The organism is Binatus soli (SeqCode) (assembly GCF_050015535.1).
Taxonomy (GTDB): domain Bacteria; phylum Desulfobacterota; class Binatia; order Binatales; family Binataceae; genus Binatus; species Binatus soli.
This window is the reverse complement of sequence record NZ_JBEKBF010000002.1, coordinates 165,617-179,777: the sequence shown is the minus strand read 5'-3', so window position 1 is coordinate 179,777 and position 14,161 is coordinate 165,617. Positions and strand designations below refer to the sequence as shown.

Sequence of the window (14,161 nt, the reverse complement as noted above, 5' to 3'; positions counted from 1 at the left end):
CTCCTCCTTGAGAAGAGACGCAATGCTCCGCGCTTACCACTTTACTTACGAAGACCTTCACTCAGACGAGGATGTGATCGCCGGGAACTCGGTCCCCTGGCGCATCGGAGAAATTCGAGCTTACACGCCTGTCTCGATAGACGCTGGTGAGGGGGAGACCATAAGCCAGATCGGTTACCGTTCATCACCGACGCTCTGGGATGCGCTCTTGCAAGCGGACGGACCGATTGCATGTTTGGTGGAGGTTTCAGAGCCTATTTCCACAGAAGGCGATGTTGAAACGGGGTTCGTTCAGGTTAGCAGGGAGAGACGGCTTCTCGCGGTACGAGACCTCCGCTCGGATCTGCGCCTGTTCGCCTGCGACTGCGCGGAGCGGGTCTTGTATCTTTACGAGAGGGAATTTCCCGGAGACGATCGGCCCCGCAGAGCGATTCAGGTTGCCCGCGACCACGCCTGCGATCGGGCTACGGCAGGAGAACTCCAATCGGCGTTAATTCTGGCAAGCAGTGCTGAGGATGCAGCACGGTCCGGCGGCGCCGCGCGATGCGCGGCGATGTCGGCCTGGGGCAGCGCTGTGGAGCGGGCTGAGGAGGCCGCCGTACTTGTGATTTGGACAGCGGGCTGGGCGGCTGACGGAAAAAATGCAGTAGGCGGTGCTGAACGCGCTTGGCAGCGCGCTCTCTTCTCTCGGACGATCGAACCGCGCTTTAGGAGCTCGTCGCTCTGAAGGGGTGGCTGTGAACGCCGGCGCAAACCTGCAATTGATCCCGTGACATAGACTTGATGGCCCTTGCTGACGAATCAGTCGGCTACGCGGCGGCCTGATTGCCCCAAACGCTCCAGCCTTCACGCCGCCCACGGGCGAAGAGTTCAAGCTTGGGCAGTGTTAACTTCGGATGGACCGCGCGATTACAGCGACAGGCAGTCGCCGAGCAGGAATACTGGCGCGAATAGTCGGGTGTCACGGCCAAAGCCGAAAAGCGAGCCTGCGAAAAAGCGCCAGCGAAAACAGCGTAAATTTCAGAAGGAGCACTCACACGGCCGAGGCTTCGCCGCCCGTCCCGACCGGCGACACCATCAAACTGATACGCCGATGCGAGAACGGCCAACAGGCCGCGCTGAAGGCACAAGCGGAGCTGCATCGCCGCAACATGCTCCAGGCGACGACGCGGCTGGAAATTCCCGGCAACGTCGTGCTGACGGGCGGCGCGATCGTCACGCTCCACGGGTGGGGAACCTACGACGGCAATTACTTCATCATGACAGCACGCCACAAGCTTTCCCGCTCGGCCGGTTTCACCACGGAGATCGAGGCGCGCGCGCTGAATTTTAGTTCGGATGCGCCCGCGGCGGGCGGATAAAAGTTTCGAGCAGAAAAGCGATCCTCGCGGTGGGGTTCAAGATTGGCGGGAAAGCGGGGCGATAGTCGTGGCTGGGTCTCGCGCGAAGCGTTGATCAGAACGCTCGGTCAAGCGGACGCCGCGCGCGTCGTCGAGGTACTCGGCGGCGAGAGAATTTATGTTCCGGCGGCCGCAGATCCGGCGTTTTCACGGCTGGCCGCGAGGCTCGGCGAAGAGATCGCGCGCAAGGTCTGCGCGGCGTTCGGAGGCCGCGTCACCTTCCCGCAGCGATTAGTGCCGCTAGACGAAGAGATCGGAAGGCTCCGGCGCGAGATGCTCACGCCCGTCGAAATCGCACGACATTTGCACTGCGCTGAGCGATACGTTTACCTGGTTTTGTCCCGCCAGTGAGGCCCGAAGTCGGGGCTTTTTCGCGTCCTATTGTTAATTGATCGTAGATGATCGTAAGCGAAGCTAATAGCGTCAGCGGCAATTTAGCAGCGGTTTCAGGCGATCACGAGCCGGGGGGCTGGCCAAACCAAGACGGCCGCGTGGCCAAACCAAGACGGCCGTCACATAGACCTGGCGGCCTTTGCTGACGAACCAGCTGGCTATGCGGCGGCCTGATTGCCCCAAGCACCCCGGCTTTCACGCTGTTCACTGCCCGCGGGCGAATAGAACCCGCCGCACCCCGGCGAATTTATCCGCTCTGAAGTTATCGAGCCGCCCCTGCGGTCGCCAGTCAGCCCGTTGCCGCCTTCTCGCGCGCCATCATCGCCGAATCGCCCCGCTTTCCCGCCACGCAGAGGATTACAAATCCCCTGATGCCATTTATCCCGCGACCACCCGGCTAATCTTGGCCTGACTTGGCCTGAACTGAGCGCCAAATTGCACCAATCGCTTTGAGGACGCGGCCTCAGGCGCGCTTGTACACGGAAAATTCCTGCTCGAGTTTCGCCACCCGGTCCTGGATCGACGACAACCGCTGCATGCCAAGAAAAAACTGCACCAATTCATCGTGACCGGCCTGTCCGCCCGGGCTCGTCACCTCGACCAGCTCTTTGATGAGGCTCGGGAACTTCTCGCTCGGGATGTAGTAGTTCGCCCATCCGAAATTGCAATGGCGATGCAGAATCTTCGCGATTGTCTTTTCGAGAAGTTCTCGCCGGCCGCGTGCGTGCCCTTGTTCGTCGCTCAATGAATGCTCCCCTGCTTGCGATGGTTCCGATGTTCCCGCCGTCACGCGCCTTTCTTCACCGGCGCAGGTGGTGCGGCGTCGGCCCACGAAATCTTATGATAGTCGAAACGCATGTTCTCGATGATATTGAATTTGATGATCTCGAAATAGGGCGACAGATCGAAATCGCGCGGCGTGATCAGCGTCGGCGAGACCGTCCTGAGCGTGCCGTATTGCAACGCGCCGGCGGTCTTCGAGCCTATCGGCCACAGTCTGCGCCTGGGCGGCGGCGGCGGCAACTGCTCGTAGTTCGGCACGATCGGAAACTTGACGCGATTAAACGACGACGCGACCACGCTCGAACAGATGGCGCGCGTCGGCTCGCCGCTTCCGAACTGCAGCGCCCGGCGGCGAAAGCGCGGGGGCACCAGTTTCAACGGCAGAAAGTAGCGCGCCAGATCGATTACGTTGCGCAGATCGTAGGTATCGCCCACGCTGCGAATCGCCTCGTCCATCACTTCGGCCAGGTCCGCCGCCGACAGGTTGAACGGCCGGCACACGCGGATGTTGAAGTCGCGATACTTGGCCAACGGCGAGAGCACCACGCCCGCCTCCACGATCGCCTCGACCATCAGGAAGTTCGCTTCCCCGCCGAATTGCGCGACCAGCGGCGCCTTCATCTCGGGATCGCGCCGAATCGGCTCGTCACCGACGTACAACGCCGAGTGCGACCACGAGCTTTGCGTCAGGTACTTGATGCATTCGCTGATTCGCTCGTTTCCCTCCACCAATACGACGTCGCCCTTGCGAATGTGACGCTTGAGCGCGGCAATGTCGTTCGGGATGTGGAGCGCGTAACTCTTGAGAGGCTTGGTGAGCAGACCGACGGCCCAATCGCTCATCCGGTCCAGCAACCAGGAAACGATCCGAGATTTCTCGCGCCGAGCCATTTCAGCCCAGTTCCCCTGTTCGCGTCGAACCTCGATCAGGTCTTGAACTGCCCCACGATTGCGTAGAACGGTACGTTCAGCGTCGCCTGATCCGGGTCGTCCGTCTTGATCGTCAAATTCCCCCGCAGCTGCCCGTCGGGTGTGCCATGCCTGAGCGTAACCGTCACCTTGTATTCCTTGCCCGGCGTGACCGGCTCCGCGGTCGCGGCGACGGCCGGGCTGCTGCTCGATACCTCGAGTACCTTTACCGGATGGGGACCCTGATTGCTCAGCTTGAAAATTCTCACGATGTCCTGGCCGCGCGGAACGATACCGAACGAAACCTGCGTGGGATCGACATTCAAATCTCCCGTCACGGTTCCGAACACGTCAACCTGCAACGGCACGCGATTGGTTGTGATCTTGATCGTGTCGTCGAACTGCCCCACCGGCATCGTTTTGAGCAGCGATACCTTGAGCAGCGCGCCCGGCTTGCCGTCGGGACGCTTTCCCTGCACCACCTTGATCGAAGAATTCGAGTTGCTCACCGGACCGACCTGGAACGGCTCACGCCCCGGATTGAGATCGTTGACCACCACCTCCCTGGTGTCCTGGGTCCCCTTCCTCACGTTGCCAAATGAGATTTCAGCCGGCTGCGCCTCGACCTGCTTCTTGACGATCCCCTGCATCGTCATCGCGACCTGTGGATTGTCGGGATCGTTGGTGAGCGCGGTGATGGTGCGCACCTGGTGACCCTTCTGAAAGTGCGTGTCGAAGGAGACGGCGATTTCGCTCTCGTCGCCCGGCGCGATGTGCATCTTCGAGGGATTTCCCGTCGTGCATCCGCATGAGGTCTTCACGCCGCGAATATCCAGATAGCCCTGGCCGTTGTTTTTGATCGTGAAGGTGTGACTGACCATCGTGCCTTCGAGCGCGGCGCCGAAATCGTACAGCGGATTGGCGACCACTGCCTTGGGCGCGCGGCCCGGAGGTGCGCTGTTGCCGCCGGGAATCAGCGGATTCATGCCCTCCTGCGCCGCAGCCGGCACGCTCGCGATCACCCCGATTATCAGTGCAAGAAATGCTCGTTTAATTTTTTTCAAGTTCTTTATCCGACTCATGGGCCGAGGCATGACGCCTCTCCACTGGGCTCTATCAAGCATGGCGCGGAGCGTTGCGGTCAAGAGGCCTTGCTCACCGGCGCGTGATGCGCGGCTTCGGGCTCGGCCGGTACATAGCGGCTTAGAAAATCGGTGGAGAATTCGCCGCGATTGAAATCCGGATCCTGCAGAATCTTCAGATGCAGCGGGATGTTGGTCTTGATGCCGTCGATTACATACTCGCGCAGCGCCGCCTTGGCCCGCGCGATCACTTCGGGCCGCGTCTCGGCATGCACTATCAGCTTTGCGATCAGCGGATCGTACTGCACCGGCACGCGATAGCCGTCGTACAGCGCCGTCTCCACGCGCACGCCCAGCCCGCCCGGCGGATGATGATTGGTCACCACGCCCGGCGAGGGAATGTGACGCTCCGGATCTTCGGCATAGATGCGAAACTCCATCGACGCACCGTCGAACTTCACCTGCCGCTGCTTCAGCCCAAGCTTCTCACCCATCGCCATCCGGATACTTTCCTTCACCAGGTCAACCCCCGTGACCATCTCGGTCACGCCGTGCTCGACCTGGATCCGGGTGTTCATTTCTATAAAATAAAATACGCCGCCGCCCGCCAGCAGAAATTCCACCGTGCCGACGTTCGAATAGCCGACCACCTCGGCCGCGCGCACCGCCGCCTTGCCCATCTTTTCGCGCAGCCGGGCGGTCAGAATCGGGCACGGCGATTCCTCGATCAGCTTCTGATGACGGCGCTGAATCGAGCAGTCGCGCTCGCCAAGATGAATCGCGTTGCGGTGCAGGTCGGCAAGAATCTGGAACTCGACGTGACGCACTCGCTCCAGGTATTTCTCCAGGTACATCTTGCGCGAGTTGAACGACAACTCGGATTCCCCCTGCGCCTGCGGAAACAGGCGCGTCAGCTCTGCTCCATCGCGAACGATTCGCATCCCCTTGCCGCCGCCGCCCGCCGCCGCCTTGATCAGCACCGGGTAGCCCAGCCGCTTCGCGTCCGCTTGCGCCTCCCGCAACTCCGTAACTCCAGTGCCCTCGCTGCCCGGCAGAACAGGCACGCCCGCGCGCTTCATGATTCGCCGTGCGCGCGGCTTGTCGCCCATCAGCCTGATATGACGCGCCCGCGGACCCACGAAGCTCAGCCCCGAGCGCTGGCATGCCTCCGCGAAGTCGCCATTCTCGGACAGAAAGCCGTAGCCCGGATGCACCGCGTCGGCGCCGAAGGTGGTGGCCGCGCTTAGAATCGCCGGGATGTTCATGTAGCTGTCTTCAGCAGCCGGCGGTCCGATGCATACCGACTCGTCCGCCATCCGCACGTGCAGCGCGTCCTTGTCCGCCGTGGAGTAAACCGCCACCGTCGAAATCCCCAGCTCGCGGCATGCGCGGATTATCCGGATTGCGATTGTCCCGCGATTTGCGACCAGCAGTTTCTTGAACATCGACGAGCGCTCCGCCTTCTCAAATCACTTCGATGATCATCAGCGGCTGACCGTACTCAATAGGATTGCCATTCTCGGCGATGATTCTTACCACCCGCCCCGCTGCCGGCGATTCGATCTCGTTCATCATCTTCATCGCCTCGATGATGCACAGCGGCTGGCCCTTGCGCACCGAGGATCCTTCCTCGACGAATGGCGCCGCGTCCGGCGAGCCGGCCCGGTAAAACGTACCCACCATCGGGCTTTCGATCAGCTTCTGATTCGGCGCCAGCTCGATTCTGCCCGCCGCCTTCGAGCCTTCCTCTTCGGTCGCCTCCACGTGCCTCATCGCCATCTTGATCGGCGAGCCCGCGCGCGCCGCCACGTGCGCCTCCGAACCCGCCTCGGTCACGTCCACCGACGCGCGCCCGCCGCCGCGGACCAGCCGCACCTTGCCCTTCTTGTCTTCTATCTCGAGCTCAACCAGCCCGTAGTCGCGCATCAGGACCAGAAGGGTTTTCAGTTCGCGTACTTCCATCTGCTCTCCGTGTCTTTCCGCAACGACGACTCGCCTGCGCGCTTGATCGTTGGCCGGCATCGCTCATGCGCTCCGTCGGCGCGACTCCTGGGCCATCGTGCGCGCGGCTCTGAGAGCCAGGCTATAGCTCTCGGCGCCAAATCCCATGATTCGACCGTGCGCGATGTCCGAAATCGTCGAATGATGCCGAAACGCCTCGCGCCGATACACGTTGGACAGATGCACTTCGATCACCGGGATGTTCACTGCCTGTATCGCGTCGCGAATCGCAATGCTGGTGTGCGTATATGCGCCGGGATTGATGATTAGTACGTCGCACTTGCCGCGCGCCTTCTGAATTCGCTCGACGATCCCGCCTTCGCTGTTCGACTGAAACGTCTCAACCTTCATCTCGAGTTCGCGTCCCAGTTGCTTGAGTTCCTTGTTGATATCAGCGAGGTGGGTTCGGCCGTAAATTTCCGGCTCGCGTTCGCCGAGCAGATTCAGGTTGGGTCCATGGACCACCAGCACCGCAATCGGGCCGTTTGCGCCACCCGATGCGGCCTGACCAGCCATTTGCCGGGCCTTAGGCCTCATCGCCATCCCCGCTCCGCTCCTCGCTTTCATTGAACCGCACCCTCGATGCGACTGCAAGCGCGGGGATAGGATGCTGTCCACCGGTCACTCATCACTGGACTCATCAGAGCGCGATTTGAGGGCATTCTGGTACACTTCGCGACGCCCCATCCCCGTCAGCCGCGCGATCACCGCGCTCGCCTGCTTGAGCCCAAGTCCCGCCTCACGCAGAACTTCGAGCGCTTCAGCCACGTCAACGGTGACCGAACCCGCGTCCGCGCCGGCGGTGCTCGACGTATCGGGCGCGCCTGCGACGATGATCGTGATCTCTCCGAGCGCGGGCTTCGCGCGAAAACGGCGTTCCAGTTCAGCCAGCGTCCCGCGCACCGTCGCCTCGTAAGTCTTGGTGATTTCGCTCACCACCGCCGCATCCCGCGATTCTCCGAATGCGGCCGTCATCTCACCGAGCGTATCGGCCAGCCGGCGCGCCGCCTCGTAGAAAACCATCGTGCGCGGCTCGCGGCGGAGTTCTTCCAGCGCGCTGCGCCGCGCCGCGTCGCGTGCCGGGATAAATCCCTCGAACGTGAACCTGTCGGTCGGGATTCCGGCGATCGACAGCGCTGCGATTGCCGCCGACGCTCCCGGCACCGCGATCACGCGCACGTTTGCCTCCCACGCCGCCCGCACCAGTCGAAAGCCCGGATCCGAAATCGCCGGCGTGCCCGCATCGGTGACGAGCGCGATTTTTTCTCCCGCCTTCAGCCTCGCGATCAGCTCCGGCACGCGCCGCTCCTCGTTATGCTCGAAGTGGCTGACGGTGGGCGTGCGAATCTGATGACGCGCGAGCATCCGCCCGGTTCGCCGGGTGTCCTCGCATGCGATCAGGCTGACCTCCTCGAGCGTGCGAATCGCGCGCGCGGAAATGTCGTCTGGATTGCCGATCGGCGTCGCGACTACGTACAGAATTCCGACAGCGTCGGTTTGTTTATTTGCGCGCCGAGACATTAGAGTTCAAAATTACTATTCGCCCCCGGAGTAATCAGCGTGGCCGAAGGCAAAGCTACTCTCCTCATCTCATGCATCGACCGTCCCGGCATCATAGCCCGCGTCGCCACCCACCTGTTCGCTCTCGGATGCAATATTATCACCTCCGACCAGTACTCCGACGACGAGGACGGCCACTTCTTCTGGCGCGTCCACTTCGAAAGCCTGCGACTCCCCGTCAGCGAGCTGTCCAAAGAACTCGACGCGTCGATGCCGTCGCTGCTGCCGTGGGAGCGGCTCAAGTGGGATCTCTTCGACGCCGCCAAGCGGGACCGGATTGTCATCATGGTTTCGCGCCTGCCGCACTGCATGATGGATCTGCTGAGCCGCCATCGTTTCGGCGAGCTCGACGGCGACGTGGTCGGCGTGGTCAGCAATCATCCCGATCTCGAACCGCTCGCGCGCCCGTTCGAGGCGCCCTTCACGGTCATCGCGGTCGCGAAGGATCGCAAATCGGAGTCTGAAGCCGCACTGCTGAAGCATCTCGCCGGACTCCGTGCGGACACCGTCGTGCTCGCGCGCTACATGCAGGTGCTGTCGGGCGAATTTCTTCGCGCGTGGAACAAGCCGACCATCAACATTCACCACAGCTTCCTGCCCGCCTTCGCCGGCCAGCGGCCGCACAAGCAGGCGCACGACCGCGGCGTCAAGCTAATCGGCGCGACCGCGCACTACGTGACCGAAGAGCTCGACGCCGGCCCGATAATCGCCCAGGCCACCGCGCCGATGACGCATCGCGACACCGTCGCCGACCTGGCGCGCAAGGGCAAGGATCTCGAAGTGATGGTCCTGGCAAAGGCCGTGCGCGCCCACCTCAAAAAGCAGGTGCTGCTGCACCACAACCGCACGATCGTTTTCGAGTAACGAGTAATCCCCGGCCTCCGCTCAGGCGGGGCCGGTGAAGAAACTCAGCGAGCGGTTCGCAAACGAGATGATCGGCGACCAGTATACCCCAAACACGATTGTCGCGCAGGCCAGCACTCCCATCAGGCTGTAATTCCACGCCTCGAAACGCACCGTGCCTTCGTCGCCGCGCGGCTGTTCGAAGAACATCAGCCTAATCGGCTTCAGGTAGTAATACAGAGACACTACTGAATTGAGTATTCCAACAATAGCCAATATGTAGAATTGGCCGCGAATCGCGGCGGCAAGCAAATAGAACTTCCCAATGAATCCAACCGTCAGCGGAATGCCTGTCAACGAGAACAGGAAGATAGTCAGTGCGACCGCCGGAACGATTCCGCCGCGCCACGCCAGCCCGCGGTACGCGTCCACATCCTCGCGCCCCGTCGAGTTTGCCACGATCATCACCACCATGAAGGCGCCCGCATCCATTACATAGTAGGCAAACAGGTAAAACAGCATCGCCCGAATCCCGTCGTTCGACAGCACGACGAATCCCATCAGCGCGTATCCTGCCTGCGCGATACTCGAGTACGCCAGCAGCCGCTTCATGTTGGTCTGCTGAAGCGCCGCGAGGTTGCCAAGCGTCATCGTGATGATGCAAACGAAGAGCAGCAGTTGCGGCCAATCGACGCCGGCAAGCGCCGTCCAGCTCCCGCCCGCCGCCAGATGCGAAATCGCCGGAAAGAAAAAGCGCGTCAGCAGCGCAAAGCCCGCGGCCTTCGAGCCGATCGCCAGAAAAGTCGTGATTGGAATCGGCGCGCCGGTGTAAACGTCCGGCGCCCACATATGGAACGGCACCGACGCCACCTTGTAGCCCATTCCGGTCAGGATCAGCACCAGCGCGATGAATACCGCGAGCACCGGCAGATGCCCCGGCGTCGAGAGCGCCTTGTTGATCACGCTGAAGTCGAGTGAGCCGGTGATGCCGAAAATCCAGCTCATGCCGTAAATCATCGTGCCCGACGCGACGCCCCCGTAGATCAAGTACTTGAGCGCGGCTTCGAGCGAGCGCCGGTTATGCCGCAAAAAACCCGTCAGGATGTACGAGGTCAGGCTGACGAACTCCAGCGCCAGGTACGCCATCAGCAGGTTCGCCGACTCCGCCATCAGAAACATCGCGAACGTGCTCGCCAGCAATATCGCGTAGTACTCGCCCTGGTCGCAGCTCTTCACTTCCTTCGAGCCAATCGACATCCAGATAGCCACCACCGCGGCCAGCGCGATCAGCGTGCGGAAGTAAATCGCAAACGAATCGAATACCAACATCCGATGAAACAGCCACGCGCCCGACAGCGCCGGCTCCAGGCCAATCGCCAGCAATGACGCTGCGGCCGCTATCAGAGCCAATGCGCCGAGACGCGACTTGTCGCGTACCGCCAGGTCGATGAGCACGATCGCCAGGACGCCGGCCACCAGGATCATTTCCGGGATGAAATGTTTCAGGCTCGCGAGATTTCCGAGATCCATCTGCTTCCGTCCGACCTGCCTTGAGTCTCAGCGAACCATCGCGACGGCTGCGCCCGAAGTCGACAGCACAACCTGGTTGAGGTGAACCAGCGAGGTGTTGAGCAGGCCGAGAATCGCGTGCGGATAGACGCCGAGTATCAGCACGATGATCCCGAGCGGCACCAGCGTGAACGCCTCCCGGAACGACAAATCGGGAAAGTCCTTGTATTTTTCGTTCAGCGGCCCAAGGTAGATTCGCTGGAAGGTCCACAGCAGATAGCCTGCCGTCAGGACCGCGGTCGCCGCGCCGAATACCACCATAAACGGATGCGTCTGCCACGCGCCGAGCAGCACCAGCACTTCGGAAATAAATGCCGACATCCCCGGCAGTCCCATTCCGGCGAAAAACGCGAACCCCGTAATCGCCGTATATATCGGCATCTGCTGCGCCAAACCGCCGAAGCCGTTTATCTCGCGATGATGCGCGCGATCGTAGATCACGCCGACCAGGATAAAGAGCATCGCGGTGATCGTTCCGTGATTGAACATCTGCAGCACCGCGCCGTTGATTCCCGCCGTCGTGAACGCCGCCATCCCCAGCATCACGTAACCCATGTGGCTAATCGACGAATATGCAATCAGTTTCTTGTAGTCAGTCTGCGCCATCGCGCACATCGCGCCATACACGATGTTGATAGTGCCGATCACTCCAAGGAACAGCCACGCAAGCTGGTAAGTGGCGGCAGGCAGCACCGCGAAATTGACGCGCAGAATGCCATAGGTGCCCATTTTCAGCAGCACACCCGCAAGAATCACGGAAATCGCCGTGGGCGCTTCCACGTGCGCGTCGGGCAACCAGGTATGGAACGGGAAGGCCGGAATCTTGATCGCGAAACCGATAAACAGTGCGAGCCACACTATTCGCTGGAACCCGATTGAGTAATGACTCGAATTCGCCGCCAGCTCGGTCAAGTCAAAGGTCGGAGTCGCGCCGTAGTAATATAGTGCGAGCATCGCCAGCAGGATTAGCACCGAACCCAGTAGCGTGTAGAGAAAGAATTTGATCGCCGCGTACTCGCGTCGCGGACCGCCCCAGATGCCGATAAGAAAATACATCGGCAGCAGCATCACTTCCCAAAAAATATAAAACAGGAAGAAATCGAGCGACACGAACACGCCCATCATCCCCGTGTCGAGCATCAGCAGCATCGCGTAGTAGCCCTTCTCCGCGCGATTTATGCCAAAGCTCGCGAACACCGAGATGAACATGATGAGGGCCGTCAGCAGCACCATCGAGATGCTGATTCCGTCCACGCCCATGAAGTAAGTAATGTGGTACGAGGGCATCCACGACGCCTTCTCGGCGAACTGAACCGCGCTGGTCGTCGTGTCGAAGTGCTCGTACAGATGAATCGCGATCAAGAGTTGCGGTATCGTCGCCGCCACCGCGATCCACTTGAATGCGTTCTTCATCGCGTCGGGCAGCGCGAGAATCAGCACCATCCCGACGATCGGAACAAAGGTTATCAGCGTAAGCGCGTGACTCATTTCAGTTTCGCTCTTCCCGTTTGACTTGCAGCGGCGCCGCCGCCGAATCTGTCATGCCCTTGCCACCGCGCGCACCAGCAATATCAGCATTACCGCGGCCAGAAGTCCGTATAGGTATCCATTGATCGAGCCAGTCTCCAGCCGTCGCAGCCTGCCGCCCACGTCGAGCGTCAGGTTCGAGGCGAAATTCACCAGCCCGTCGACTACGTAGTGGTCGAATAGTCCCGACAGCCACGACAGAAATACTATGATGCTTGCCGCGAGGTTTACGACTCCGTCGATGATGTTGGAGTCGAACCATGCCAACGCCCGCGTCGCAAACATATATGGCTGTATAATCACTCGATTGTAGAATTCATCGACGTAGTATTTGTTGTATACCCATTCGTATGGCACTCCGTCGAGCATCTGACTAAAGCGCGCGGGATCCAGTTTGTGCTGCCGATACATCAGATCCGATACCAGCCATCCGATTAGCACTATCGTGAACGTGACAAATCCGAATGCGGCTTCGGTCGCGTGACTATGTATTCCGGCTTCGGTTATCCGGCGCGTCACTTCGGAGCTGAATACGGGATCGAGAAATGCCTCGAACGGTTTGAATGTCCCGATGAATTCCGGAATCATCACGAATCCGCCGACTACCGACAGCGCGCCCAGCGCGATCAGCACGTACGCGATCGACGGTGGCGATTCGTGGACATGATGCTCCTGCTCGTGCGTGCCGCGAAATTCGCCGAAGAACGTCATGTACACCTGGCGAAACATGTAGAACACCGTGATTCCCGCGCCAATCAGCAGCATCGCCCACACCACCGGGTGCCCGTGCGAGGTTGCCTGCCAGATGATCTCGTCCTTCGACATGAATCCCGCGAACGGCGGCACGCCCGAAATAGCCAGCGTCGCCGCCATGAACGTCACGAACGTCACCGGCATCTTGTGCCGCAGCCCGCCCATCTTGCGCATGTCCTGCTCTCCACCCATCGCGTGGATCACCGACCCCGCTCCCAGGAACAGGCACGCCTTGAAGAACGCATGCGTCATCAGATGGAACACGGCGGCCGCGTATGCGCCGACGCCCAGCGCCGCGAACATGTATCCGAGCTGGCTCACCGTCGAGTACGCGAGCACTTTCTTGATGTCGTTTTGCGCCACGCCAATCGTCGCCGCGAACAGCGCCGTCAGTCCGCCGACCAGCGCGATCACCTCCATCGTGAACGGCGACATCGAAAACAAAAAGTTCAGCCGCGCCACCATATACACGCCCGCCGTCACCATCGTCGCCGCATGTATCAGCGCGCTCACCGGCGTCGGTCCCGCCATCGCGTCCGGCAGCCACACGTACAGCGGAATCTGCGCCGACTTTCCCGTCGCCCCGATGAACATCAACAGCGTCACGAAGCCGACCAGGGGATACGCCGACTGATAGCCCGCGAGATTCAGCGGCACTCCCGCAAGCAGCGGCGCGTATCTCGCGATCTCGCGCGTCACCAGCGTCGCGTGCCCGATCGACTGCAGTCCCGCGAACAAACTGAACAGCGCGATCACGAATGCCAGGTCGCCGATCCGGTTGACGATGAACGCCTTGTTGCCCGCCGTCGTGTTCGCCGTCACCTTGTACCAGAACCCGATCAGCGCGAACGAGCACAGCCCCACGCCTTCCCAGCCCACGAACATCAGCCACAGGTTGTCGCCCAACACCAGCACCAGCATCGCGAACGTGAACAGGTTGAGCCATCCGAAAAAACGCCAGTAGGCGTCGTCGTCGTGCATGTAGCCAATCGAGTAGATGTGGATCAGGCCGCCCACGCCGGTGACTATCAGCGTCATCACCATCGACAACGGATCGAGCCAGAACGCGATGTCCAGGCTCAGGCCGCCGACGTCGAACCACTTCCACAGGTCGTCGAGCATGAAGCGGTTTTCCGGCGGGATCGCGAGCATCGCGATAAACGCGCGCACCGCAAGGATGAACGCCGCAATAACGACGCCGCATCCAATCAAACTGATCGCGCGCTTGCCGAACGTCTTCTGGAGCCACGCGCCCGCAATGAAATTGATCGCCGCGCCAAGCAGCGGCAGCGCCACGATCAATCGGATGAAGCTAACTGCAATCGGATGATCCATCGCTCA

Annotated in this window: 14 protein-coding genes; 4 read left to right on the top strand and 10 right to left on the bottom strand. The window is 61.0% G+C overall.

Annotated elements, in window-relative coordinates; translation table 11 throughout:
- Nucleotides 1-22: 22 nt before the first annotated feature.
- The 3 genes from ABR989_RS02370 (at nt 23) to ABR989_RS02360 (ending at nt 1,751) form a co-directional block, all read left to right on the top strand.
- On the top strand, nt 23-727 hold the full coding sequence (locus tag ABR989_RS02370; protein WP_428125492.1) for a putative immunity protein: 705 nt from the start codon (nt 23-25) through the stop codon (nt 725-727).
- 169 nt (nt 728-896) lie between these two features.
- A complete protein-coding gene (locus tag ABR989_RS02365) occupies nt 897-1,361 on the top strand; it encodes a hypothetical protein (protein WP_428125491.1) in 465 nt (154 codons plus the stop codon).
- Nucleotides 1,362-1,451: 90 nt separating this feature from the next.
- A complete protein-coding gene (locus tag ABR989_RS02360; RefSeq protein ID WP_428125490.1) occupies nt 1,452-1,751 on the top strand; it encodes a hypothetical protein in 300 nt (99 codons plus the stop codon).
- Between the two features lie 505 nt (nt 1,752-2,256).
- Here ABR989_RS02360 and ABR989_RS02355 read toward each other — a convergent pair.
- The 7 genes from ABR989_RS02355 to rsmI all read right to left on the bottom strand — a co-directional run bounded on the left by ABR989_RS02355 (nt 2,257) and on the right by rsmI (nt 8,089).
- Nucleotides 2,257-2,538 carry a hypothetical protein gene (locus tag ABR989_RS02355; RefSeq protein ID WP_428125489.1) on the bottom strand — a complete coding sequence of 94 codons (282 nt, stop codon included), beginning with the start codon at nt 2,536-2,538 and terminating at the stop codon, nt 2,257-2,259.
- A gap of 41 nt (nt 2,539-2,579) precedes the next feature.
- On the bottom strand, nt 2,580-3,467 hold the full coding sequence (locus ABR989_RS02350; protein ID WP_428125488.1) for a YiiX/YebB-like N1pC/P60 family cysteine hydrolase: 888 nt from the start codon (nt 3,465-3,467) through the stop codon (nt 2,580-2,582).
- 35 nt (nt 3,468-3,502) lie between these two features.
- Entirely contained in the window at nt 3,503-4,549 is a 1,047-nt protein-coding gene (locus ABR989_RS02345) for a DUF1573 domain-containing protein (protein WP_428125487.1), read from the bottom strand.
- Nucleotides 4,550-4,626: 77 nt separating this feature from the next.
- Nucleotides 4,627-6,012: an acetyl-CoA carboxylase biotin carboxylase subunit gene (gene accC, locus ABR989_RS02340; RefSeq protein WP_428125485.1), complete on the bottom strand. Its 1,386-nt coding sequence runs from the start codon at nt 6,010-6,012 to the stop codon at nt 4,627-4,629.
- A 19-nt stretch (nt 6,013-6,031) separates the two neighbouring features.
- On the bottom strand, nt 6,032-6,529 hold the full coding sequence (accB, locus tag ABR989_RS02335) for an acetyl-CoA carboxylase biotin carboxyl carrier protein (RefSeq protein WP_428125483.1): 498 nt from the start codon (nt 6,527-6,529) through the stop codon (nt 6,032-6,034).
- A 63-nt stretch (nt 6,530-6,592) separates the two neighbouring features.
- The gene (gene aroQ, locus ABR989_RS02330; protein ID WP_428125558.1) at nt 6,593-7,084 is read right to left on the bottom strand and encodes a type II 3-dehydroquinate dehydratase; all 492 of its coding nucleotides are present in this window, start codon (nt 7,082-7,084) and stop codon (nt 6,593-6,595) included.
- A 105-nt stretch (nt 7,085-7,189) separates the two neighbouring features.
- Complete coding sequence (rsmI, locus tag ABR989_RS02325; RefSeq protein ID WP_428125481.1) at nt 7,190-8,089, bottom strand: 16S rRNA (cytidine(1402)-2'-O)-methyltransferase; 900 nt, start codon at nt 8,087-8,089, stop codon at nt 7,190-7,192.
- Nucleotides 8,090-8,128: 39 nt separating this feature from the next.
- On the opposite strand from rsmI, the gene purU reads away from it, so the two are divergent.
- Nucleotides 8,129-8,992: a formyltetrahydrofolate deformylase gene (gene purU / locus ABR989_RS02320; protein ID WP_428125480.1), complete on the top strand. Its 864-nt coding sequence runs from the start codon at nt 8,129-8,131 to the stop codon at nt 8,990-8,992.
- A gap of 21 nt (nt 8,993-9,013) precedes the next feature.
- Here purU and ABR989_RS02315 read toward each other — a convergent pair whose 3' ends face one another.
- From ABR989_RS02315 to nuoL, 3 genes are read right to left on the bottom strand one after another with little or no spacing between them, the layout of a single operon-like run.
- Nucleotides 9,014-10,501, bottom strand: a complete 1,488-nt coding sequence (locus ABR989_RS02315; protein ID WP_428125479.1) for an NADH-quinone oxidoreductase subunit N — start codon at nt 10,499-10,501, stop codon at nt 9,014-9,016.
- Between the two features lie 27 nt (nt 10,502-10,528).
- Nucleotides 10,529-12,028, bottom strand: a complete 1,500-nt coding sequence (locus ABR989_RS02310; protein WP_428125477.1) for a complex I subunit 4 family protein — start codon at nt 12,026-12,028, stop codon at nt 10,529-10,531.
- 51 nt (nt 12,029-12,079) lie between these two features.
- Complete coding sequence (gene nuoL / locus ABR989_RS02305; RefSeq protein WP_428125476.1) at nt 12,080-14,155, bottom strand: NADH-quinone oxidoreductase subunit L; 2,076 nt, start codon at nt 14,153-14,155, stop codon at nt 12,080-12,082.
- Nucleotides 14,156-14,161: the final 6 nt, after the last annotated feature.

What these genes read in the sequence shown, in the direction of transcription:
- ABR989_RS02370 (WP_428125492.1), top strand. Translation starts at nt 23, where the DNA reads ATGCTCCGCGCTTACCACTTTACTTACGAAGACCTTCACTCAGACGAG.
- ABR989_RS02365 (WP_428125491.1), top strand. Translation starts at nt 897, where the DNA reads ATGGACCGCGCGATTACAGCGACAGGCAGTCGCCGAGCAGGAATACTG.
- ABR989_RS02350 (WP_428125488.1), bottom strand. Translation starts at nt 3,467, where the DNA reads ATGGCTCGGCGCGAGAAATCTCGGATCGTTTCCTGGTTGCTGGACCGG.
- accC (WP_428125485.1), bottom strand. Translation starts at nt 6,012, where the DNA reads ATGTTCAAGAAACTGCTGGTCGCAAATCGCGGGACAATCGCAATCCGG.
- accB (WP_428125483.1), bottom strand. Translation starts at nt 6,529, where the DNA reads ATGGAAGTACGCGAACTGAAAACCCTTCTGGTCCTGATGCGCGACTAC.
- aroQ (WP_428125558.1), bottom strand. Translation starts at nt 7,084, where the DNA reads ATGGCTGGTCAGGCCGCATCGGGTGGCGCAAACGGCCCGATTGCGGTG.
- rsmI (WP_428125481.1), bottom strand. Translation starts at nt 8,089, where the DNA reads ATGTCTCGGCGCGCAAATAAACAAACCGACGCTGTCGGAATTCTGTAC.
- ABR989_RS02315 (WP_428125479.1), bottom strand. Translation starts at nt 10,501, where the DNA reads ATGGATCTCGGAAATCTCGCGAGCCTGAAACATTTCATCCCGGAAATG.
- ABR989_RS02310 (WP_428125477.1), bottom strand. Translation starts at nt 12,028, where the DNA reads ATGAGTCACGCGCTTACGCTGATAACCTTTGTTCCGATCGTCGGGATG.
- nuoL (WP_428125476.1), bottom strand. Translation starts at nt 14,155, where the DNA reads ATGGATCATCCGATTGCAGTTAGCTTCATCCGATTGATCGTGGCGCTG.